The organism is Variovorax sp., from assembly GCF_035634955.1.
Lineage (GTDB): Bacteria > Pseudomonadota > Gammaproteobacteria > Burkholderiales > Burkholderiaceae_C > Variovorax.
Genome location: NZ_DASQBZ010000015.1, coordinates 64,341 through 86,783 on the forward strand (window position 1 = coordinate 64,341; position 22,443 = coordinate 86,783).

General features: G+C 70.0%; 20 protein-coding genes. 12 read left to right on the forward strand and 8 right to left on the reverse strand.

The features are described 5' to 3' along the window. The first annotated feature begins 2 nt into the window (after nt 1–2). The 5 genes from VES41_RS05310 to VES41_RS05330 all read left to right on the forward strand — a co-directional run bounded on the left by VES41_RS05310 (nt 3) and on the right by VES41_RS05330 (nt 4,755). Nucleotides 3–842 carry an FAD binding domain-containing protein gene (locus tag VES41_RS05310; RefSeq protein ID WP_324813915.1) on the forward strand — a complete coding sequence of 280 codons (840 nt, stop codon included), beginning with the start codon at nt 3–5 and terminating at the stop codon, nt 840–842. Beyond that, a complete protein-coding gene (locus tag VES41_RS05315) occupies nt 839–2,044 on the forward strand; it encodes a xanthine dehydrogenase family Fe-S subunit (protein ID WP_324813917.1) in 1,206 nt (401 codons plus the stop codon). Before VES41_RS05310 ends, VES41_RS05315 begins: the two co-directional genes overlap by 4 nt. Before the next feature lie 108 nt (nt 2,045–2,152). Continuing rightward, nucleotides 2,153–3,184 (forward strand): ABC transporter substrate-binding protein, encoded by a 1,032-nt coding sequence (locus VES41_RS05320; protein WP_324813919.1) that lies wholly within the window; start codon nt 2,153–2,155, stop codon nt 3,182–3,184. Between the two features lie 3 nt (nt 3,185–3,187). Then, on the forward strand, nt 3,188–3,994 hold the full coding sequence (locus VES41_RS05325; protein ID WP_324813921.1) for an ABC transporter ATP-binding protein: 807 nt from the start codon (nt 3,188–3,190) through the stop codon (nt 3,992–3,994). After that, nucleotides 3,991–4,755 (forward strand): ABC transporter permease, encoded by a 765-nt coding sequence (locus VES41_RS05330; RefSeq protein WP_324813923.1) that lies wholly within the window; start codon nt 3,991–3,993, stop codon nt 4,753–4,755. Before VES41_RS05325 ends, VES41_RS05330 begins: the two co-directional genes overlap by 4 nt. Nucleotides 4,756–4,777: 22 nt before the next feature. Here VES41_RS05330 and VES41_RS05335 read toward each other — a convergent pair whose 3' ends face one another. Continuing rightward, nucleotides 4,778–5,563 carry an IclR family transcriptional regulator gene (locus tag VES41_RS05335; protein WP_324813926.1) on the reverse strand — a complete coding sequence of 262 codons (786 nt, stop codon included), beginning with the start codon at nt 5,561–5,563 and terminating at the stop codon, nt 4,778–4,780. A gap of 63 nt (nt 5,564–5,626) precedes the next feature. On the opposite strand from VES41_RS05335, the gene VES41_RS05340 reads away from it, so the two are divergent. The 5 genes from VES41_RS05340 to VES41_RS05360 are packed head-to-tail and all read left to right on the forward strand — an operon-like array spanning nt 5,627 to nt 11,871. After that, nucleotides 5,627–6,421, forward strand: coding sequence for an enoyl-CoA hydratase (locus VES41_RS05340; RefSeq protein WP_324813929.1), 795 nt, complete (start codon nt 5,627–5,629; stop codon nt 6,419–6,421). After that, nucleotides 6,418–8,523 (forward strand): acetate--CoA ligase family protein, encoded by a 2,106-nt coding sequence (locus VES41_RS05345; protein WP_324813932.1) that lies wholly within the window; start codon nt 6,418–6,420, stop codon nt 8,521–8,523. The genes VES41_RS05340 and VES41_RS05345 overlap by 4 nt, the downstream gene beginning before the upstream one ends. Nucleotides 8,524–8,556: 33 nt before the next feature. Beyond that, entirely contained in the window at nt 8,557–9,528 is a 972-nt protein-coding gene (locus VES41_RS05350; protein ID WP_324814978.1) for a tripartite tricarboxylate transporter substrate binding protein, read from the forward strand. A gap of 4 nt (nt 9,529–9,532) precedes the next feature. Continuing rightward, complete coding sequence (locus tag VES41_RS05355) at nt 9,533–10,696, forward strand: acyl-CoA dehydrogenase (RefSeq protein WP_324813937.1); 1,164 nt, start codon at nt 9,533–9,535, stop codon at nt 10,694–10,696. Continuing rightward, on the forward strand, nt 10,693–11,871 hold the full coding sequence (locus VES41_RS05360) for an acyl-CoA dehydrogenase family protein (protein ID WP_324813939.1): 1,179 nt from the start codon (nt 10,693–10,695) through the stop codon (nt 11,869–11,871). The genes VES41_RS05355 and VES41_RS05360 overlap by 4 nt, the downstream gene beginning before the upstream one ends. A gap of 24 nt (nt 11,872–11,895) precedes the next feature. Here the strand turns inward: VES41_RS05360 and VES41_RS05365 are convergent, their stop codons facing one another. The 3 genes from VES41_RS05365 to VES41_RS05375 are packed head-to-tail and all read right to left on the reverse strand — an operon-like array spanning nt 11,896 to nt 14,798. Continuing rightward, nucleotides 11,896–12,690: a sulfite exporter TauE/SafE family protein gene (locus VES41_RS05365; RefSeq protein ID WP_324813941.1), complete on the reverse strand. Its 795-nt coding sequence runs from the start codon at nt 12,688–12,690 to the stop codon at nt 11,896–11,898. 50 nt (nt 12,691–12,740) lie between these two features. After that, a complete protein-coding gene (locus tag VES41_RS05370) occupies nt 12,741–13,343 on the reverse strand; it encodes a YdeI/OmpD-associated family protein (RefSeq protein WP_324813946.1) in 603 nt (200 codons plus the stop codon). 30 nt (nt 13,344–13,373) lie between these two features. After that, nucleotides 13,374–14,798 (reverse strand): MFS transporter, encoded by a 1,425-nt coding sequence (locus tag VES41_RS05375; protein WP_324813948.1) that lies wholly within the window; start codon nt 14,796–14,798, stop codon nt 13,374–13,376. Nucleotides 14,799–14,937: 139 nt separating this feature from the next. On the opposite strand from VES41_RS05375, the gene VES41_RS05380 reads away from it, so the two are divergent. Next, nucleotides 14,938–15,858 carry a LysR family transcriptional regulator gene (locus VES41_RS05380; protein WP_324813951.1) on the forward strand — a complete coding sequence of 307 codons (921 nt, stop codon included), beginning with the start codon at nt 14,938–14,940 and terminating at the stop codon, nt 15,856–15,858. A 21-nt stretch (nt 15,859–15,879) separates the two neighbouring features. Here the strand turns inward: VES41_RS05380 and VES41_RS05385 are convergent, their stop codons facing one another. Then, the gene (locus tag VES41_RS05385; protein WP_324813953.1) at nt 15,880–16,854 is read right to left on the reverse strand and encodes a tripartite tricarboxylate transporter substrate binding protein; all 975 of its coding nucleotides are present in this window, start codon (nt 16,852–16,854) and stop codon (nt 15,880–15,882) included. A 237-nt stretch (nt 16,855–17,091) separates the two neighbouring features. Here VES41_RS05385 and VES41_RS05390 point away from each other — a divergent pair, with 237 nt between their 5' ends. Further along, the gene (locus VES41_RS05390; RefSeq protein WP_324813955.1) at nt 17,092–17,901 is read left to right on the forward strand and encodes an enoyl-CoA hydratase/isomerase family protein; all 810 of its coding nucleotides are present in this window, start codon (nt 17,092–17,094) and stop codon (nt 17,899–17,901) included. Nucleotides 17,902–17,985: 84 nt separating this feature from the next. On the opposite strand, the gene VES41_RS05395 is transcribed toward VES41_RS05390, so the two are convergent. The 3 genes from VES41_RS05395 to VES41_RS05405 form a co-directional block, all read right to left on the reverse strand. Beyond that, nucleotides 17,986–20,229: an acyl-CoA dehydrogenase gene (locus tag VES41_RS05395; RefSeq protein WP_324813958.1), complete on the reverse strand. Its 2,244-nt coding sequence runs from the start codon at nt 20,227–20,229 to the stop codon at nt 17,986–17,988. After that, nucleotides 20,226–21,419, reverse strand: coding sequence for a CaiB/BaiF CoA-transferase family protein (locus tag VES41_RS05400; protein ID WP_324813960.1), 1,194 nt, complete (start codon nt 21,417–21,419; stop codon nt 20,226–20,228). Before VES41_RS05400 ends, VES41_RS05395 begins: the two co-directional genes overlap by 4 nt. Before the next feature lie 79 nt (nt 21,420–21,498). Then, nucleotides 21,499–22,419 carry a LysR family transcriptional regulator gene (locus VES41_RS05405; RefSeq protein WP_324813963.1) on the reverse strand — a complete coding sequence of 307 codons (921 nt, stop codon included), beginning with the start codon at nt 22,417–22,419 and terminating at the stop codon, nt 21,499–21,501. Between the last annotated feature and the right edge of the window lie 24 nt (nt 22,420–22,443).

The window sequence follows — 22,443 nt, forward strand, 5'->3', positions numbered from 1 at the left end:
CGATGAAAGCAGCCTCTTTCGAGTACCACCGGCCCGCTTCCCTGGCCGACGCGCTGCGGGCGCTGGCGGCCGCCCCCGGCACCGCCAAGGTGATGGGCGGCGGCCAGTCCATGGGCCCCATGCTCAACCTGCGCCTGACGCGCCCGAGCCAGGTGATCGACCTGTCCGCCCTGCCTGAACTGCGCCAGGTGGCCAGGGACGGCGACAACATCCGCATCGGCGCGGCCGTGACGCATGCCGAGATCGAGGACGGCGTGCATCCGGCGCTGCGCGCGGGGCTGCTGCAGTCCGTGGCCGGCGGCATTGCGTACCGCGCCATCCGCAACCGCGGCACCGTGGGCGGCAGCCTGGCGCATGCCGATCCCGCGGCCGACTGGGTGCTGGCCATGTCGGCGCTGGGCGCGCAGATCGAGATCGCCTCGGCCGCAGGCACGCGCCGCGTGCCCATGGACCGCTTCATGCACGGCGCCTACACCACCGACCTGGCGGAGGGCGAAGTCATCGCCGCCGTCCGGGTGCCGGTGCTCGGCGACGCCGCGCGCTGGGGCTATCACAAGTTCTGCCGCAAGACCGGCGAGTTCGCCGAGGCCAGCTGCGCCGCGGTGTTCGACGCCGAGCGCAAGCTGGCGCGCGTGGTCGTCGGCGCCCTCGACGGCGCGCCTCAGGCCCTGCCGGCGCTCGCCGCGCAGGTGGCGCGCAGCGGCGCGCTGCCCGAGCGCGCGGCCGTCGAGGCCGCCGTGGCGACCGCCGCCGCGACCAAGGATGCGATCGATCGCAAGCTCCTGGTCGCCGCGGTGGAGCGCTGCCTTCAACAGGTCCTGAACACGGAGACCGTGCAATGACGTCGATTGCCGTCGAGATCAACGGCCGGGAAATCCGGCGCGACGTGCCCGCGCGCATGCACCTGGCGGACTTCGTCCGCGAGGAAGGCCGCCAGACCGGCACCCACCTGGGCTGCGAGCATGGCGTGTGCGGCGCCTGTACCGTGCTGGTCGACGGCCAGCCCGTGCGCTCGTGCATCACCTTTGCGGTGGCCTGCGACGGGGCCCAGGTGACCACCGTCGAAGGCTACGACGCCGACCCCGTCATGGCCCTGCTGCGGCCGGCCTTCTCGCGCCACCACGCCCTGCAGTGCGGCTACTGCACGCCGGGCATGCTGGCCACCGCGCGCGACATCGTGCTGCGCTTTCCGCAGGCCGACGAGCAGAAGGTGCGGCTGGAACTGTCGGGCAACCTGTGCCGCTGCACCGGCTACGTCGGCATCGTGGCGGCCATCCGCGACGTGCTGGCCCAGACGAGCGGCGACGCGCATCCGCAGATCGCCGCGCTGCGCGAGGCCACGCGCGCCATTCGCGGCGCAGCGGTCATCCCGATCGCCAAGGCGGCCTTCACGCCGTTCGAGGCGGCGGACACGGGCAATGCCGCCGCGCCGGCCGACAGCCCGGCCCCGGCCGCCGAGCCCGCCGCCGAGACCGGCGCCACGGCCAACGGCACGCGCATCACCGGCAACTTCACGGTGCCCTATCCGGCGGACCAGGTCTGGCAGTTCATGGCCGACCTTCCGGCGGTGGCCGCCTGCCTGCCGGGCGCGGAGCTGACCGAGCATTCCGACAACCGCGTCAAGGGCCGCGTGGCGATCAAGTTCGGGCCGATGTCGGCCAGCTTCAACGGCGCGGCGCGGCTCGAGCGCGACGAAGCCGCGCGTTCGGCCGTGCTCAAGGGCGCGGGCCAGGACACGCTGAGCCAGTCGCGCGCGAACGGCGACGTGGCCTATCGGCTGGTCGAGCTGTCGCCCGCGTCGACGCGGGTCGACGTCGACCTGCTGTACGCGCTGCAGGGCCCGCTGGCGCAGTTCTCGCGCTCGGGCCTGGTCAAGGATTTCGTCGGGCGCCTCATCCAGGAGTTCGGCAAGAACGTGGCGCGGCGCATGGACCCCGCGCGCGCGCCCGGTGCGCAACTGCCGCCCGCCCGGCTCAACGCGATGAGCCTGGGCTGGAGCGTCCTGTGGTCACGGATCCGGCGCCTGTTCGGCCGCGCCGACTGAAGAAAGAGCCGACAACCCGTCCCCCCATCCCCCTTCGCGGCGCCGGCCGGAAACCGGCGCCATCGGCGGAGCCTTGCCCATTCAATTCGTTCTGGAGGTCCAATCGTCATGACTGCATCGATCCCGAAGCTCGTCGCCCGCCTGCTGGCCGGGTGCATGGGCCTGGCCCTGGCGGCCAGCGCCGCCGCGCAGGCGCCCGAGAAACTCAAGGTCCGCCTGGACTGGACGCCCTGGGGCGTGCATGCCGCCTTCCACCTGGCGCAGCAGAAGGGCTGGTTCAAGGCGGCCGGCCTGGACGTGGAGATGGAGGACGGCAACGGCTCGGTCACCACGGTGCAGATCGTCGGCGGCGGCGAGCAGTTCGACGTCGGCCATGCCGCGCTGGCCTCGATGATGATCGCGCGGGACAAGGGGCTGCCGGTCAAGGCCGTTGCCGTGTTCGCACGCCTGAGCGACGTCGGGCTGCTGGTGCCGCAGGGCGCCGGCATCAAGGGCCCGCAGGACCTCAAGGGCAAGAAGGTGGCCTACACCGCGGGCTCGCTGGAGGCGCCCTTCATCGACGCGTTCCTCGCCGCCGGCGGCCTGAAGAAAAGCGACATCGAGCTGATCAACGTCGATGCCGCCGGCAAGGCCGCGACCTATGCCGCCGGACGCACCGATGCGGCCTTCTCGACCATTCCGTTCTTCCTGCCGGTGGTGTCGCAGACGCGGCCTTCCGAAGGCATCCGCTTTGCGGACTACAAGCTGAACATGCCCAGCTTCGGCCTGTTCGCACCCGAGTCGAAGCTCGCGACGCGCCGCGAGGCGATTTCCAAGTTTGCCAGCGTGGTCGGCGCCGCCTGGCAATACGTCTATGACGGCCACGAGGACGAGGCGGTCGATGCGATCGTGGCGCAGCGCCCGCAGGCCAAGCTCGACAAGAAGGTGCTGCGCGGACAGATCGACGCCTTGCGCGGCTTCTTCCAGCTGCCCCCGCCCGCGGGCCAGCCGCTCGGCGCGCCGGTGGCCGCTGACTGGGCCACGGCCGTCAAGACGCTGACCGACGCCGGGCTGCTCAAGACGATCAAGGACGGCAACGACTTCTTCGTGCCCGGCATGGTGCGAGCCGTGGCGCCGGCAGGCGCCACCGCCACGAAGTAGGCCATGGGAGCGGCGACGATCCGCGCCAGGGGCGTGCGCAAGGTCTATCCGGGCGAGCGCGCGCTCACGGCGCTCGACGGCATCTCGCTCGACGTGCGGCCGGGGGAGTTCATCAGCATCCTCGGGCCCAGCGGCTGCGGCAAGAGCACCTTCCTGCGCTGCGTGGCCGGGCTGGAGGACATCACCGGCGGCGAACTGCAGGTCGATGGCCGGCCGGTGGCGGGCCCGCCCGACCACGTCGGCATGGTCTTCCAGCGCGACGCGCTGCTCGAGTGGCGCAACATCGAGCGCAACATCCTCCTGCCGGTCGAGTTCGCGCGCAAGCCCGCGCAGGCCTACCGGGCGCGCATGGCGCAGCTGCTGCGGCTGACCGGGCTGTCCGAATTCGGCGACCGCTATCCGCGCGAACTGTCCGGCGGCATGCGGCAGCGCGCCGCGATCTGCCGCGCCCTGATCGACCAGCCCAGCCTGCTGCTGATGGACGAGCCTTTCGGGGCGCTCGATGCGCTCACCCGCGACCAGATGAACGTGGAGCTGCAACGCATCTGGCTGGAGACCCGCAACACGGTGATGTTCGTCACGCACGGCATCGCCGAGGCGGTGTTCCTGGCCGACCGCGTGGTGGTGCTGTCGCCGCGGCCCGGTCGGATCGCCGACATCATCGAGGTCGACCTGCCGCGCCCGCGGCGGCTGGCCGTGCGCGAGACGGCCGCCTTCGGCGCCTACACCGGCCATATCCGCCAGCTGTTCCACGAGATGGGCCTCATCAACGAGGAACCGGACGCCGCGCAGCAGGAGGTGGCCGCATGAGCACGCTCAGGCAGAAGGGGCGCCAATGGGGCCTGGGTGCCCTCACGGCGGTGGTGTTCCTGCTGGCATGGGAGGCGCTGGTGCGGCTGATGCACGTGCGGCCCATCACTTTGCCGCCGCCCAGCGCGGTGCTGCTGGAGCTGGCCCATGAATGGCGCTGGTATCTCGAGCATGCGGGCTTCACGCTGCTGACCACGCTCGGCGGCTTCGCGCTGGCGGTGATCATCGGCGTGCTGCTGGCCATGCTGCTGGTGGCGTCGCGCCGCTTCGAGCATGCGGTCTACCCGCTGATCGTGGCGCTCAACAGCGTGCCCAAGGTCGCCATCGCGCCACTGTTCGTGATCTGGCTGGGCACCGGCTCGCAGCCGAAGATCGCCATCGCCTTCCTGATCGCGGTGTTCGCCGTCATCGTCGACGCGGTGCACGGCCTGCGCTCGGTGCCGCAGGACGTGCTCGACCTGGGGCGCGTGCTCAAGGGATCCACGCTCGACTTCTTCCTCAAGGTGCGCCTGCCCTGCGCGCTGCCGTCGATCCTGACCGGCATGAAGGTCGCCATCTCGCTCGCGCTGGTCGGCGCGATCGTCGGCGAGTTCGTGGCGTCGCAGCGCGGCCTGGGCTACGTCATCCTGAGCGCGCAAGGCACTTTCGACACCACGCGTGTGTTCGCGGCGATCGTCGTGCTCGCGCTGATGGGCATCGGGTTGTACGGCGGCCTGGCCTGGACCGAGCGGCGCGTGACGCCGTGGCGGAAGGTGGATTGAGCGGGGCGCGGGGCCCGCAGAGCTACGCCTTGCGACGCGTCTTGGGCTGGGCAGTTGGCTCGGCTCGCAGCGTCTGCAGCAGCAGCTCGGCGAGCTCGGCCCGCCTTGCAGCCGACATGCGCGGCTTGATGGAGGCAATCGACACGGCGGCGAACGGCGTGGCGCCGCCGGCGAGGATGGCCGCGCCGACGCCGGCAACGCCTTCGGTCACCGTGTCCAGCATCTCCGAGTAGCCGCTGCGGCGGGTGCGGGCGACGACTTTCGAGAGGCGTTCGGCAGTGAGTCCCGCGGCCTCGAAGGCGGCCGCGTGTCGGGCCGTGATCTGCTCGATCTCCTCGTCCGGCAGCGCCGCCAGCATGGCCATGCCGCCCACGCCGATGCCGAGCGGGCGGATGTCTCCGACGCGGGTGCTGAAGATCTTCACCGGAAAGGCGCCGTCTTCCCGCTTCAGGCACATGCTGTAGTCGCCCTGCCGCACCAGCAGGAACACGGTGTCCTCGGAAATGCGGGCGAGGCGCTGCACGTGCGCCTCGTAGGTGGAGATGACCGGTGCGCGCGTCAGCGATGCGAAGCCCAGCCGCATCGCGTCGAGCCCCAGGCGGTAACGGCGCGTCAACGGATCGCGATCGGCGAATTGTTCCTCGACCAGGCAGGTCAGCAGCCGATGCGCCGTCGAGCGTTCGAGGCCCGTGGCCGACATGACCTCCGTGACGCCCATTCCCTCCCCGTGATGGCTTGCCAGCGTACGCAGCACCTGGAGCGCCCGTCGCATGTTCTGGGCCCCCGGGGTTTCCTGAGGGTTGCTCACGATATGGGAACTTGCCCTTGTTGTAGTTGCCATGTGGGAATCATCGCAGAAATGATGCGGGGCATGACTTCCTCCCTCATCCTTGTCGAGCAGTTCGGGCCGGTGCGCCGCCTGTCACTCAACCGTCCCGATGCGCGCAACGCGCAAAGCCAGCAGTTGCTGGAGGAGCTGGATGCCCAGTTCGATGCCGCCCAGGCGGATGCGCAGACGAGGGTCGTCGTCCTCGGGGCCATCGGCGCGCATTTCTCGGCGGGGCACGACCTGAAGCAGGCGCAGGCCGAGCGCGCGGAGTTCACCGTCGAGGAACGCTGGGCCTACGAGCAGAAGATCTACTTCCAGTACTGCATGCGGATCTGGGATTTCCCAAAGCCGACGATTGCCCAGGTGCAGGGCGCCTGCGTGGCCGCGGGCTTCATGCTGGCCAACATGTGCGACCTGGTGGTGGCATCGGAAGACGCCTTCTTCTCCGATCCGGTGACGCACACGATGGGCGCCGCGGCGACCGAGGTGCTCATCCATCCCTGGGTACTCGGCCTTCGCCAGGCCAAGGAACTGCTGTTCACCGGCGAAAGGATCGGCGCGGCCGAGGCCAAGGCAATGGGCATGGTCAACCGGGTGGTGGCGCGCGATGCGCTGGAGGCGCAGACGCTCGAGCTTGCGCAGCGCATTGCCAAGGCGCCGCCGTTCGCGCTGCAGGTGCTCAAGAAGTCCCTCAACCGCTCGATGGACGTGCGCGGCATGCGCGAGGCCTTGTCCGCCCACTTCGACCTGCACCAGCTCAGCCACGTGAGCGAGGAATATCGCCGCACCAAGGAGGCCGGCCTGGCCAGCGCGATCGTGCGGGGAGCCGGGGCATGAGCGGCGGCGCACACCGTCTCGACCCGCTCCTGCGGCCCGCTTCGATCGCGCTGATCGGCGCCAGCACCAATCCCGGCCGCATCGGGGGCATGCCGCTGGACCTGCTGCGCCACTTTGGCTACGAGGGCCAGGTGTATCCGGTGAACCCCAAATACGAGGAAGTGTTTGGCTGGCGCTGCTGGCCCGACATCGAGTCGTTGCCGGCCGCCCCGGACCTGGTGGTGCTGGCCATCGCGGCAGAGGACGTGACCGCGATGCTCGAGCGCTGCCATGCCAAGGGCGCGCGCGCCGCCATCGTCTATGCCGCGGGCTTTGCCGAGGCCGGCGACGCCGGTGCCGCGCTGCAGCGCGAGCTCGAAGCCTTTGCCGCGCGCAGCGGCATGGCAGTGGCCGGCCCCAACTGCATGGGCTTTGCCAATCTCAACCTGAAGGCGCACACCGCCTTCGCCTCGGTGTTCAAGACCTCGCCGGCGCAGCATGAGCGCGGACGCGTGAGCATCGTCACGCAAAGCGGCAACGTGTGCTCTGCGGTGTTCGCGCTCATCCGGCGCCTGGGTGTGCCGGTCAGCCAGTTCATCAACACGGGCAACGAGGCGTGCGTGGAGTTCTCTCAGTACCTCGAGTTCCTGGCGCAGGACGAGCAGACCGATTGCGTCGTGGGCTACGTCGAGCAGCTGCGCAACGGGCCGCGGTTCATCGACGCCGCGCTGGCGCTGGCCGAGCAAGGCAAGCCGCTGGTGATCTACAAGGCCGGCGAGACGGACAAGGGCTCCGAAGCCGTCCGCTCGCACACCTCGGCCCTGGCCGGCGACCTGGCCATCTACGGCGCGGCGTTCGACCAGCTGAACGTGATCCGCGGCACCGATTTCGCCCAGATGGCAGACCTGGCCTACCTGAGCGGCTTCCGGTGGCGCAGTGCCGGCAAGCGGGTGGCGGTGCTGACCATGTCCGGCGCGCTCGGGGCGATCCTGGCCGACAAGTTCATCGCGGCGGGGCTGGACGTGCCGACGCTGAGCGCCGACCTGCAGCAACGCCTGCGCGCGGGAATCCCGGACTACGGCATGGTGTCGAACCCGGTGGACGTGACCGGCAACGTCGTCAACGCGCCGGAGTTCGTGCGCACGATCTTCCAGGCGCTGGCGCAAAGCGATGAATTCGACACGGTCGTCGTCTACGCCCCTGGCTACCTGCTCGATCGGATGGCCGAGCCGTTGATCGAGGTGTGCGCCGCGCATCCCCGCCTGTTCGTCGCCATCGACACGGGTGCGGCGCAATCGCGCGAACGCCTGGCCGCGGCCGGCGTGCCCGTCTTCGACGACATCGGTCGTGCCAGCCAGGCGTTGGGGCCTTTCCTGCGCTGGCACGAGCGCCGCGAAGGCGTGGCACGCTGGGCAGCGCTGCGCTCGCGGGCCGCCGCATCGACCAGGCCGGTCGGCATCCCCGACAGCCCGCTGAACGAGCATCAGACCAAGCGGCTTCTGGCGGAGTGGGGCATCCCCGTGTTGGCGGAGGTCGCGGCCAGCGATGCCGATGCGGCGGTGGATGCGGCATGCCGCCTCGGCTTTCCGGTGGCGGTGAAGATCCTGAGCGCAGACATCGCGCACAAGACCGAAGCCGGCGGCGTCAGGCTCGGGCTGGCGGACGAAGACGCCGTGCGTGCCGCGTGCGGGCAGATCATGGCGTCGGTGCGCAGGCATGCGCCCCAGGCGCGCATCGACGGATTCCTGGTCCAGCGCATGGCGGGCGAAGGCGTGGCGGAACTGATCGCCGGCGTCACGCACGACCCCGTGTTCGGGCCCGCGCTCACCGTCGGGCTGGGCGGGGTGCTGACGGAGATCTACCGCGACGTGACGCACCGCCTGCTGCCGGTGGACGACGCGCTTGCCGGCGAAATGCTCAAGGGCCTGAAGGCGTGGCCGTTGCTCGACGGGTTCCGCGGCAGGCCGGTGGCCGACGTCCCGGCGGCCAGCCGGGCGGTGGCGTCCCTTTCGGCTGCGGCGCTTGCGCTGGGCCCGCATGCCGCCGAGATCGAGATCAATCCGCTGCACGTGCGCGCGGACGGCGCCGCAGCGCTCGACGCGCTGATCCTGTTCAAGCCCTGAGTCCGAATACCAACTGGAGACAAGCCAATGAAGATGCTTCGAACGCTTTGCGCAATGTTCCTCGCCAGCGCCGCAGCGCTGGCGCCCACGATCGGCGGCGCCCAGGAGGCGTGGCCCACCAAGCCGGTCCACGTGGTCCTGCCGTTTCCGCCAGGCGGCGTCACCGATCTGCTGGCCCGCGCACTCGGCGAGAAGCTGACGGTCCGGCTCGGCCAGCCCGTGATCGTGGAGAACAAGGCAGGCGCAGGCACCATCCTCGCGTCCGACTACGTCGCGCGTGCGCCTGCCGATGGGTACACCTTCCTGTTCGCCGCCTCGTCGCTGGGCACTGCGCCGCTGCTCTATGACAAGGTGTCGTACGACCCGATCAAGAGCTTCGTGCCGGTGACGCTGGTCGCGTCGGTCGTGCACGTGCTGGAAGTGGGCCCTTCCCTGCCGGTGAAATCGGTCAAGGAACTGATTGCCTATGCGAAGGCGCATCCGGAAAAGCTCAACTACGCGTCGACGGGCGCCGGCACCTCCACCCATCTCGAGGCCGAGCTGCTCAAGAGCATGGCCGGCATCCAGATGAATCACATCCCGTACAAGGGCAGCGGGCCGGCGCTGACCGACCTCGTCGGTGGCCAGGTGAATGTGATGATCGATGCGCTGGGCTCGTCGGGCCCGTTCATCCGCGACGGAAAGCTGCGCGCGCTGGCAGTCACCACGGCCAGGCGCTCGGCCGCCGTGCCCGACCTTCCGACGGTGGCCGAATCCGGCCTGCCCGGCTACGAGGCGATGCCATGGCTGGGTCTGGTGGCACCGGCCGGCACGCCCAAGGCCGTGGTGGACCGGATGCATCGCGAGGTGGTCAAGGTGCTGGCCGAGCCGGAACTGCGCGAGCGCCTCAAGGGCTGGGGCCTCGACCCGATCGGCAACACCCCGGAAGAGTTTTCCGCATTCATCGCGGATGACGTGAAGAAATGGGATCGCGTCATTCGCGAGGCCAGCATCAAGCTGAACTAGGCCCATGCAGTTCGCATTGACGCAAGACCAGGCGCTCATCGCCGAAAGTGCGCGGGACTGGCTCGCGGGGCATTACGACTTTCGCGCGCGGGAACAAGGCGTGCATCGCGACGGCGGCAGCGCGGCCGTCTGGGCGGCCTGGGGAGAACTCGGCTGGCTGGCGCTGCCGCTGCCGGCCGTTCATGGCGGCATCGAGGGCGGGCCGCTCGAGGCCGGCCTGCTGATGCAGGCGCTGGGCCGACACCTGGCGGTCGAGCCCTACGTGTCCGGCGTGCTGCAGGCTGCGCGCCTGTTGTCGCTCGCCGGCAGCGCGGCGCAGCAGGACAAGTGGCTGCCGCCGGCCGCCTCGGGACGTGCCCGGCTGGCGCTGGCGCACGACGAGACGCAGATGCGGTCGCCGTGGGATCTGCCCGGCTGCACCTTGCAGAGCAATGGCGGGCAATGGGTGCTGTCTGGCAGCAAGGCCAGCGCGAGCGGCGCCGCGGGCGCCGACGCGTGGCTGGTGAGCGCCGTGGAGCCGGCCACGGGCCGGCTGAGAATCGCCGTGGTGCCTGCCGGCGTTTCCGGTGCGCGCGTCGAGGCGCACGACACCACGGACGGCGCACGCGCCGCCGACCTGCACTTCGACGCGGTGTCGCTTGGCCAGGACGCCGTGCTTGGCGAACAGGACCAGGATGCGCGCGCGTCGCTGGAGCGTGTGGTTGCCGAGGGCATCGTCGCGCACTGCTGGGAGGCCACCGGCGTGATGCAGGCTTCGATGGAGCAGACGGCCCGGTACGTGCGCGAGCGCCGCCAGTTCGGCAAGGCGCTGGCGGAGTTCCAGGTGATCCAGCACCGCCTGGCCGAGATGCTGGTGCAATGCACCGAGGCCCAGGCGGCCTGCGAGCTGGCCGCCATGCGGCTCGCACGAGACGGCAATGTGCAGGATGTCGCGGCCGCCGCGCGCAGCAAGGTCACGCGGGCCGCAAGATACGTGGCGCAGGAGTGCGTGCAGCTGCACGGCGCCATGGGTGTTTGCGAAGAACTGCCGATCGCAAGCGCGTTCCGGTCCATGCTGGCCTTGTGCGCGCGGGGCGGCAACGGCAAGACCCACGCGCAGCGCCTGGGGGAGCGCCTGCTGTCGACCGGCAGCCATGAACACAGCGTGACATTGGGGGCGGCTGCATGAACCTGGCACTTTCGACGGCCGACATGGCGTTTCGCGACGAGGTTCGCCAGTTCCTGGACGAGCACCTCACCGACGAACTGCGGCAAGGGCAGCGGCGCACCACCGCCATGTACCCGGAGCCCGAAATCTCCGGTCCGTGGCAGAAGATCCTGCATCGGCGCGGATGGCTGGTGCCCCTGTGGCCGACGGAATGGGGCGGCACGGGCTGGACGGCCCTGCAGCGCTTCATCTTCGAGACGGAATGCGCGCTGGCCGGTGCGCCGCTGGTGCACCCGATGGGCGTGCGCCTGCTGGGCCCGGTTCTGCTGCGATTCGGCACACAGGCGCAGAAGCACGAACACCTTCCGCGCATCCTGTCGGGCGAAGACTACTGGTGCCAGGGCTTCTCGGAGCCGGGCGCGGGGTCCGACCTTGCCGCATTGTCCCTGCGGGCTCGCAAGGACGGGCAGGACTACGTGCTCGACGGCAGCAAGATCTGGACGACCCACGCCCACCATGCCAACCGCATGTTCGCCCTCGTGCGCACCAGCGACGATGGCAAGCGCCAACAGGGCATCAGCTTCCTGCTCATCGACATGGGCACGCCCGGCATCACCGTGCGTCCCATCCGCACCATCGGCGGGGACCATGACGTCAACGAAGTGCACTTCGACAGCGTGCGTGTGCCGCAGTCCAACCGGGTGGGCGAGGAGAACGCCGGCTGGGAATGCGCCAAGTACCTGCTCGAGTTCGAACGCGGTGCGGGCATCTTCAGTCCGCGGCTGCGTGCGCAGCTGATCAAGGTGGCCCAGGCCCTGAAGGCGGGAGCCGCCCACGCGGACGCGCACCTGATGCGCAGCTTCGGCGAGGTGTGCGCCGATCTGGACACCTTCGAATGGCTGGAGATGCGCACCATGGCGTCCCTGGCGCCGGGCGAGCGACCGGGACCCGCCGCGTCGGTGCTCAAGCTGCGCGCGAGCCGGCTCAAGCAGGCGATCGGCGCACTCGGCGTGGAGGCGCTGGGGCTCGATGCCGTGCGCTGGCGGGAAGAGCCCGCGTCGCCGCGGGCGGAAGCGGCGCAAGAGGGCCTTCCATCGTTGCTGGTGCCCGAATACTGCAACAGCCGCGCCTTCACCATCTTCGGCGGTGCGCAGGAGATCCAGCTCGGGCTGATCGCGCGGCAGTTGCTGGACTGAGGCACGCCAGGCCGCGGCGGCCTCTTACAGATAAGTCCAGAGCATCTTCGTCGCCAGCACGTAGAGCAGGCAGGCGAAGACCCGGCGGAGGATGCCGACCGGCAGGCGATGGGCGGCCCGGGCGCCCATCGGGGCGGTCAGCACGCTGCCGGCCACGATGCCGGCCAGCGCGGGGCCATGCACGAACCCCACGGCCAGCGGAGGAAGACCCGCGACGTTCCAGCCGCTGAACACGTAGCCGAGCGTGCCCATCACCGCCACCGGCACGCCGAGCGCCGCGCCCGTGCCGATCGCGGTGGTCATGGCGACGCCGCAGAACAGCATGAACGGCACGGTGAGGAACGCGCCGCCGGCGGAGACCAGGCCGCAGACGACGCCGATGACGAGCCCGATCGCGACCAGGGCCGGCGTGCCGGGCAGTGTCCGCGCGGCCGATGGCTTGCGCCCGATCAGGATCTGCGTTGCGCCCGCATAGACGATCGCGCTGAAGGCCAGCGCGAGCGCACGCTGCGGAACCCACGCCGACAGCGCTGTGGACAGCAGCGTGCCGATGACCATGGCCGGCCCCACGCGGCGCACCAGGGACCAGTCCACGCCCCCGAGCCGATGATGCGCGCGCACGCTGGCGCTGGAGGTGAACACGATGGACGCCATACCGGTGCCCAGGGCGAGATGCACGACGTGGTCCGGCGCGAAATGCTGCGCGGTGAACAACGACGCCAGCACCGGCACGAGCGTCATGCCGCCGCCGATACCGAGGAGGCCGGCAAGAAAGCCCACCAGGGCACCAGCGGCGAAGTAGAGCGCGATCCAGGTCATGCGCGCGAGTATGTCGCGTGTCGACGATGCCCGCCTTCGGGCGCCGCCTCCTACCCGCCGCGTTGCGGATGGATCGTCTCGCCCCGCTCCAGCATGGCTACGAACTCCGCGATCTTCCGCTTGCGCCCTGCATCGGTGCGCATGTTGCGCGTGCGGAACGCCAGCGCAAAGCGGTTCTGCGCCGACAGCCTGTCCAGCATCGCCCTGGCTTTTGGGTTCGCGTCGATTGCGGCCTGGAGGTCGGGGGGAATCGTCATGTCCTTGCCGCTCTTGTAGGCCTGCGTCCAGCGCCCGTTGGCCTTGGCGGCCGCGACTTCGCGCAGTCCGTGCTCGGTCATGCGGCCTTGCGCGACAAGGCGCGCGACGTTGTCGACGTTGATCTGGCTCCAGATGCTTGTCTTGCCGCGCGGCGAGTAGCGCTGCAGGAAGCTCTTGTCGTCGAATCCCTTGCGCACGCCGTCGATCCAACCCCAGCACAGGACGGCGTCGACCGCCTGCGCGGGCGTGATCGAGGGCAGGCCCGACGCGACCTTGTGGATCTTGATCCACACCTCAGGCTCCTTGTCGTGATGCCGGGCGAGCCAGCGGTAGAAGGCTTCGCCGTCCGCGAATTCGTGGACGCGCGACGGATCGATCTCGCGAGCGGCGGTCATCCTGCAAGTATCGCCGCCGGCGCCGTGCGCTCAGGCGGCGCGCAGGCGTGCGGGGCTTCTGGCGAGGCTCGCGGCGGCGCCGGCCAGCGCGGCCAGGGCCGCCAGTGCCATGCCCCAGTGCACCGCGTCGTGGGGAGGCAGCAGCTCGAACATCAAGCCCATCATCAGGCTGCCGAGGGTCAATCCGGCAAGTCTGGCGGTGCCTTGCGCGCCGCCGGCCGCGCCGCTGCGTTCCTTCGGCGCCGAAAGCAGCATGTTCTGGTTGTTCGGCGTCTGGAAGAAGCCGAAGCCCAGGCCGGCGATCGCCGTGAAGATGGCGATGGGCAATGCCGGGTCGCCGTCGAGCGGCCACAGGGCGCACAGGGCCAGGCCGGCGGCGAAGCACGCGCTCCCGGCCGCGCACAGCCAGGCGCCGGGCACGCGCTGGACCAGTCGCGCCGACAGGGGCGCCGCCAGCATCACCGCAAGCGGCCAGGGGGTGATCAACAGGCCCGCGGTCAGCGCAGTCTGGCCGAGCTCGTGCTGGATGTAGAACGGCAGTGCCACGAGGCCCGCCATCTGGCCGGTGAAGCAGCAAACGGAAGCAACGATCGAGGCCCGGAACGAAGGCACGCGCAACAGATCGAGCGGAATCAACGGCGCGGCCTTCGGCCGCTCGCGCCGCACCAGCAGCACCGCGCACACGACCGACAGCGCGAGCAACGCGCCGCCGTGCAGGGGATGCGCCACCAGGCGGTCGCTGCCCAGCACCAGGGCGGCGAACATGGCCGCGTTGAGCCCGATGCTCCAGATGTCGATGCCGCGCACCGAGCGTGCCGGCTTCGGCAGCCCCGCGCAGGCGGCCAGCACCAGCAGGCCGATCGGCAGGTTCACCGCGAAGAGCCACGGCCAGCTCGCCACAGACAGGATGAATGCGCCGAGCGTGGGGCCGGACGCCGAGGCGGCCGCGACGGCGAGCGCGTTCCAGGCGATGGACCGGGCCAGCAGGCGGCGCGGATAGGTGAAGCGCAGCAACGCCAGTCCGAGCGGCATGACGGCTGCGCTGCCCAGGCCCTGGAGACATCTGGCGACCAGCAGCCATGGCAGCGAGGTGGCCAGCGCGCACAGCAGCGACGCCGCGGTGAACAGCGCGACACCGCCGGCGAAGACCCGCCGGTACCCGAACCTTTCGCCGACCGCGGCAGCCGGCAACAGGAACATGGCAACGGCCAGCTGGTAGGCCGTGACGATCCAGACCGCATCGGCTGGCGCCGCCTGCAACTGCAGCGCGATGCCCGGCAGCGCGATGTTGGCGATGGCGCCGTCGAGCACGACCAGCACGCCGGCACCGAGGATTGCGAAGACGGCGGCACAGCGCCGCGGCAGGGGCAGGCCGTCCGAGTCGATCGCCTCGGGGGCGTCTGCGGCGCGGGCCATGGTGAACGAGACGTTCGGTTGCAGCGGAGAGGAGGACATGATGGACGGCTTGGAAGACACGCTCGATCGCGCCAGGCCAGCTTAGGATTGCGCGCCCGGCTTGCACAGCGCGCGGCGCGCAACTTGTTCCTGCATGCGGCGCCTGTCGAGATCCTCGCGACCGTGCTAGCTTCCGGCCATGCCGACAGAAAGCGACCTGAATCTGCTGTTCGCGTTGAATGCGCTGCTCGCCGAGGGCAGCGTCGCCAAGGCCGCCGAGCGCCTGGGACTGAGCGAATCGGCGATGAGCCGGCAGCTTGCGCGGCTGCGGGAATCAACCGGGGATCAGCTCCTGGTGCGCGCGGGTCGCGCCATGGTGCTCACGCCGCATGCGCTGGCGCTGCGCGACCGAGTGAGGGAGCTGCTGCAGGACTCGCGCGCGGTGCTTCAACCGGCCGGCTCAAGTGTCGACCCCCGCATGCTCCGCCAGATGTTCACCATACGGGCCAACGACGGATTCATCGAAGCCTTCGCGCACCAGTTGGTCGCGCTGGCCGCGCGCGAAGCGCCCGGCGTTCGCCTGCGATTCGCGCCCAAGCCGGACAAGGACGTTCGCCCGCTGCGCGAAGGGCTGCTCGACCTGGACGTCGGGGTGCTCGGCGAAGCGGGGCCCGAGGTGCGCGTGCAGGCCCTCTACCGCGACCGGTTCGTCGCGGTCGTGCGCCAGGGCCATCCGCTGCTTGCCGGCCCCGATGTCACCGCCGAGCGCTACGCCGCCTGCGACCATGTGGTCACCTCGCGCCACGGCCGCACGGAAGGCCCCGTGGACGACGCGCTTGCTGCCGCGGGCCTGGCGCGCAACGTCGCGGTCGTGGTGCCGAGCTTCGGCACCGCCTTGTCGATTGCGGCCGCCACCGACCTGGTTGCGCTCATCCCGTCCTCGTACTTCGAACACCTCCGGGAACGGGGCACGCTGCACGCGTTCGAGCTGCCCTTGCCCACGCGGCAGATTACCGTGTCGCAGATGTGGCATCCGCGCCTGGACCGGGACCCTGCGCATCGATGGCTGCGTGCGCTGGTGCGCGAAGTTTGCCCGCCGCTGGACGAGGAAAGAGGATGACCCGGGTGGCTCAGCATCGCCTCATTCCGGCTTGATGCCCTGTTCCTGGATGATGGCGCGCCAGCGCGACAGATCCTGGCGGATGTACTGGCTCACCTGCTCGGGACCGGCGGCGTCCACGCTGACGCCGAAGTCCTCGAACTTCCGGCGCACCTCCTGATCGGCCAGCGCGGTTCCGAGCGCCTTGCGCATTTCGGCCAGCGGCGCTTCGGGCATGCCCGAGCGCGCCATCAGCGCGAACCACGAATACACGACGAAGCCGGGTACCGCGTTGCGCGCCACGTCGGTCCCGGGATACTGCGGCGACGGTTCCTCCGACGTGACCGCGATGAGCTTGATGCGACCGCTGGAGATGTAGCCGCGCATGGTCGACGTGGGCGTCGTCAGCAGCATCTGTACTTCGCCGCTGAGCAATGCGGTGAGCGTGGGCGCCTGCCCCTTGTATGCGACATGCGTCATCTTGAGCCCCGCCTCCTTGGCCAGCAGCTCGCTGGCCAGGTGCCCCAGCGAACCCACGCCGGCACTGGCGAAGTTCAGCTTGCCCGGGTTGGCGCGCGCATAGGCCAGGAAGCTCTTCATGTCGGTGGCCGGCACATCCGTGCTCACCGCCAGCAGCATGGTGGCGCGCGCGATCATGCCTACCGGAACGAAGTCCTTGACCGGGTCGAAGCCCGCGTTCTCGCGCAGCAGCAGCGGCGTTACCGCGCTGGGGCCGTTGTTGCCCAGGAAGAAGCTGTTGCCGTCGGCCGGCGCGCGGACCACGGCCTGGGCACCGATGGCGCCACCCGCGCCAGGCACGTTGTCGACCACGACGGTGGCACCCACCGAGTCCTGCAGCAGGGGCTGAAGCACCCGTGCCATGGCGTCGGTAGGCCCGCCTGCCGCATAGGGCACGACGAGCCGGATCGTGCGGCGGAGGGCGGCCAGGGCCACCTGCGGGGCAGAGATGGCCAGCGGCAAGGCCGCGGCGGCGGCGAGGATGTTGCGTCGTTTCATGGGTGTCTCCTGCCGCAAGGATCGACGATGGCCGGCGCAGGGCCAAGGCACGTGGGCGCACAGCAGATGTGAACGCTCGTCATGCTTCGCGTCCGCGCTCCCGCCGCCTCCCCCGGCGCGCCTTGCCCCGCCGGCATAGATGCTGTGCGCCCACGTGCCTTGTCGTGCCTGCCCGATGCCCGGAACATCTCCCTGCAATCCAGCAATTCCATTCCTCAAGCTATCGGAGAGCAAGCAATGTCCCGTTACGACAAATACCAGGATCTCAGGATCGAGGTGGCCAACAAGGTCGCCACCGTCACCCTCAACCGCCCCGACGCGCGCAACGCCATCAACCAGCGGCTGATCCGCGAGCTGCGCACCATCTGGGACGACCTGGCGGACGACCAGGCCGTCAATGCCGTGCTGGTCACCGGCGCCGGCGACTTCTTCAGCGTGGGCGGGGACGTCAAGGCCATGTCCGACCGCCCGGGAGGCGACGTCCTGGAAGAAGGCGAGGTGCACGACCCCATGATCAGCCGCCGCCTGGTCAACCGCCTGCTCGAATGCGACAAGCCCATCGTCGCGGCCGTCAATGGCGACTGCATCGGCCTGGCGGCCACCATCGCCCTGCTGTGCGACGTGACGGTGATGTCCGACCAGGCCCGCATCGGCGACACGCACGTCAGCCGTGTCGGCCTGGTGGCGGGCGACGGCGGAACGGTCATCTGGCCGCTGCTGGTGGGGGTGAACAAGGCCAAGGAGTTCCTGATGCGCGGCACCCTGCTCAAGGGCAAGGAGGCAGAGCGGATCGGCCTGGTGAACCACGTGGTGGCCAAGCCCGAGGTGCTGGACACCGCCCGCATGATCGCGCAGGAACTGGCCGACGGACCGACCTGGGCCATCCGCTGGACGAAGCTGTCGGTCAACCAGATCGTCAAGGAACGGGTCAACCACCTGCTGGAAGCCTCCATGGCGCTGGAACAGGTGACCTTCGAGACTGCCGACCACAAGGAAGCCACGCTCTCGTTCAAGGAAAAGCGCAAGCCCCGGTTCGGCGGCGCCTGAAGCGATTCGCCGTCGCGCCAAGGGGCGCAACACCTTCCAGCCCGGAAGCGTGTTGCGCCCCTTGTGCTTTTCCGGCGCGGCTAGCTAGCGCGGCAGGCCCAGGCCGCGCTGCGCGATCAGGCTGCGCTGGATCTCGTTGGTGCCGATGCTGATCACCCACATGAGCGAGTGGCGCAGCTGCTGCTCGAAGCGGCCGTCGGCGATCGCGCCGGGCGCACCCTGCGACAGCGCCGCGGACGGGCCGAGGATCTCCAGTGACGCCTCCGCCCAGCGCTCCATCAGTTCGGCGGAAAAGACCTTGCTGATCGCGCCCAGGTGCGGCGGCGTGGTGCCGTCGGCAGCCAGCTCGGCGCAATGGATCATCAGGCGCCGGCCCACCTCGATCTGCGCAGCAAGCTGGCCGATGCTGTCGCGCACCACCGGGTCGTCGCGCAGTCTGGGCTCCCGCCGCACCTCCTCGCACAGCCGGTCGAAGCCGGCCGCAACGCGCAGGACGATGCCGCCGCCGACCAGGCCGCGCTCGTTGGCCAGCGCATCGGTCAGTACCTTCCAGCCGCCGTTGAGTCGGCCGACGATGTTCTCCGCCGGAATGCGCACGTCGTCGTAGAAGATGTTGGCGAAGCTGCCGTCGTACATCGTCGTGGCCTGCTTGACGGTGATGCCTGGCGTGTCCATCGGCACGATGAACATGCTGATGCCGGCATGCTGCGGCTGCGCGTCGCGATCGGTGCGTGCGGCCAGGAACATGTACTTGCCCCACCAGGTGGTGGTCCAGATCTTCTGGCCATTGATGACCCATTGGTCGCCGTCGCGTACCGCGGACGTTCTAAGCGACGCGAGGTCCGATCCGCTGTCGGGTTCGCTGTAGCCCATGCCGTGCATGGCCTCCCCGCGCAGGATCTCCGGCAGGTACCGCGCCTGCTGCTCGGGCGTGCCGTGCATGATCAGCGCGTTGGCCTGCACCGAGGCGCCGAAGCGCGGGGGTGCGTCGCCGCGCTCCATGACTTCGATGAAGGCCAGTTGCTCCAGGGGAGTGCGGGCCTGGCCGCCATGCGCGCGCGGCCAGTTCAGCCCCAGCCAGCCGGTGCGGCCGAGCTGCAGGGCAAAGCCGGCATCGAACTCGCGGTCATGAAAGGGCTGGGCGTCGTATGCCGCCTTGCGTTCGCCGACCCAGTAGTCGGCCAGCCACGCACGCACCTCCTCGCGGAAGGCGTTGCCGGCTTCGCCCATGTCGTATTCGGGTATCCGCCCCGCGTCGTGGTCGAGCAGGGCCGCGGCCAATGCCTCGCGCGCCGGCCGCGCGCCTCCCAGCACGAGCGTGTCCAGGTGCACGCGGCGGAAGTGCCGCGGCGCCTCGTGCTCCTCGGCGTAGCCGATCGCACCGAAGGCGTGCTGCGTCTCCAATGCCACGCCGCGCAGGGCGCCGCCGCCGAATGCCAGCGCAGCGTTGACGAAATAGCGCCGGTCCGCCAGCGCGAAGTCGTGGCTGTGCGCCGCATGCTCGACAGCGAGGCGAACGCCTTCGAGCGCGATCAGGTTGTTGGCCAGCTTGTGCGCCACGGCCTGGAAGCGGCCGATGGGCTGGCCGAACTGGCGGCGGTCCTTGGCGTAGTCCACGACCAACTCGAAAGCACGCGCCGCGGCGCCGTAGGCGCGGGCGAGCAGCAACAGGCGCGCCGCATCGCACAGCGTCGCCAACTGCTCGGGCTGCAGGTCGATCAGCCGGGCCGGAACGGCCGCGAGCCGCAGCTCGCACCAGCCATCCATGCCCAGCGCGCGCGTGGGCACGACCGCCACGCCTTCGTGCTGCAGATCGATGGCGGCCAGGCCCTCCGGCGTGGCGACCAGGAGGTCCGTCGCGAACTCGGCGCCGTCGACGAAGCGCAGCACGCCGTCGAGCGTGTCGCCCTGCCAGCGCAGGTCGGTAGCCGCCGGCTCGGGATCGAGTTCGCCCAGCGAGATGGCCAGGCGGGCGTCCCCGCCATGCAGGCGATCGGCAATGGCCGCGGCAACCCCGGCCGGCGGCTCGGCGCCGATGGCCAGGTTGAACAGCGCTGCCCCCAGCAGCGGCGCGGGGGCGGCGGCGCGCCCCAGTTCTTCCATGGCCAGCACGAGCTCGCGCCAGCCCCCGGCCTCCCGCTCGCTCCCGAGCGAAGCCAGGCCCTGCCCTGCAAGGCCCTCCCACAGCTGCACGCAAGCGGCCCGGTTGCGCAGACGTTCGACAGCGCCGCCGGCAGGCCAATGCTGCGCGAGGTAGCCGCGCAGCGAGTCACGCAGCATGCCGCGTTCCTCGTCGCTGGGCAGCGTGGTCGAGTCGATGGCGCTCATGGCTGCGCCCTCCCAAGTACGCCCTTGTTCATCAGCTCGTCGATCCGGGCCGGCGACAGGCCCAGTTCGCTGCGCAGGACTTCCTGGCCGTGTTCGCCGAGCTGCGCGAGCAGCGGTCTTGCGGACATCGGCGTGGCCGAGAGCCGGTACGGCGGATTGGCGACCAGGAAGCTGTCGCTCCCGTCGCCCAGCCGCTTCATGGTGCCGCGCGCGGTCACCTGCGGGTCGGCCATGGCCTCGGCGACGCTGCGGTAGCGCGAGCACGGTACGCCGGCCTTCATGAGGATCTGTTCGCATTCCTCGCCGCTGCGCTGAAGGGTCCAGTGCTCGATGAGCGCCAGCAGCGCCGGCCAGTTGGCCTCCTTGTCGGCCATGGTGGCAAAGCGCGGGTCGTTCTTGCCCTGCGGGTATCCGATGACCTCGAACAGCACATCCAGGTTCTTCTGCGTGACGGCGGCCACCATGACGAAGCCGTCGCTGGCGCGCACCGGCTCGTACACCTGCCGCGGACGCTCCGGTGGAAACTGCGCCGCCTGCATCTCGTAGATGAGCATGCCCAGCACCGAATCCATCAGCGAGACGTCGATGTACTGGCCCCGCCCGCTGCGCTCGCGTTCGTACAGCGCCAGCTGGATCGCACCGAAGGCATGCGACGCGCCCAGCACGTCGGCGATGAAGATGCCGTTGTTGGCCGGGCGCTCCGCGCCGCGCTGGTACTCGGAATAGGCGGCCTCGTAGCCCGAGGCCGCGTGGATCACCGGCGCATAGGCCGGCGCCTGCGCGCGCGGCCCGCTCTGGCCGAAGCCCGAGATCGAGGCGTAGATTGCGCGCGGGTTGGCCGCAGAGACGGCCTCGTAGTCCAGCCCCAGGCGCTTCATCACGCCGGGGCGGAAGTTCTCCACGACGACGTCTGCCTTCGATGCGAGGTCGAAGGCCAGCGCGCGGCCCTCGGGCGTCTGCATGTCCAGCACGATGCTGCGCTTGCCGCAGTTCATGGAGGCGTAGTAGGTGCTCATGCCACCGCGCACGGGTGGCCGCTGCCGCACCACGTCGCCGTCGGGCGGCTCGATCTTGACGACGTCCGCGCCGGCGTCTGCCAGCATGCGGGTGCACATGGGGCCGGACATGACGATGGTGAAGTCCACCACCTTCAGGCCGGAAAGGGCGTCTTGCCTGGTTTGGGATTGCATGCCCGGAGCTTCGTCCCACGCAGGGCCCGGAACAACGTACGGGCGGGAAGAGTAGCTGTGCCGTGCAGGCACAGCTCGCCTAGGCCTTGCCCAGGCCGTGCTCGACGTGTTCGAGGAAGGCGCGCACGCGCACGCTCAGGTGCCGGCGGCTCGGATAGACGGCGTAGATGGGCTCGGGGGCGCCCTCGAACGCGTCCAGCACCGTGACGAGTTGGCCCGACTTCAACGCCTCGTCCATGTGATAGTCGGCCAGCCGTGCCAGGCCCATGCCCGCCACGGCCAGGGTGCAGAGCATGTCGCCGTTGTTGGCCGTCACGGCGCCGCCGGAAACGTCGGGCGCGGTCTGGGGCGCCGCCTGCCGGCCGTCGTGAGGCTGCCGCTCGAGCGGCCATTGGCTGCGGTACGAGCCGGGAAGGAAGTTCAGGCAGCAATGGGCGGCCAGTTCGGCCGGCGTGGCCGGCGTGCCTGCGCGCGCCAGGTAGGTCGGCGATGCACACACCCGCCAGCGCGCGTGGGCCACGCGGCGCGCCACCTGGGTCGAGTCCGGGATCGCGCCGCCCTGGAACGACAGGTCGATGTGCTGCTCGAACAGATCGGGCAGGTTGCCCGCGAGCACGAACTCCACCTTGAGCGCCGGGTACTTGCGCACGAACTCCGGCATGAGCGGCGCGAGCCGGGCGCGGGCGAAAGCCGGGGTGCTGCTCACCCGCAGCGTGCCGCTGGCCTCTTCCAATGCCGGGTTGAGCGCTTCCTCGGCCTCCTCCAGCGCCTGGATCACCTTCTGCGCCGACGCCAGGAACCGTTCGCCTTCCTGGGTCAGCCGCAGCACGCGCGAGGTGCGATGGAACAGCCGCACGCCCAGCCTGTTCTCCAGCCGCTGCACCACCTTGCTGATGGTGGAAGGGTCGAGATTCAGGCTGCGCGCGGCAGCCGAGAAGCTGGCCTCTTCGGACGCGCGAAGGAAGAAGGCCAGCTCCCGGACGTTTTCATAGACGGTCATGCGGTCTCGTGCCCGTGCAGGGCA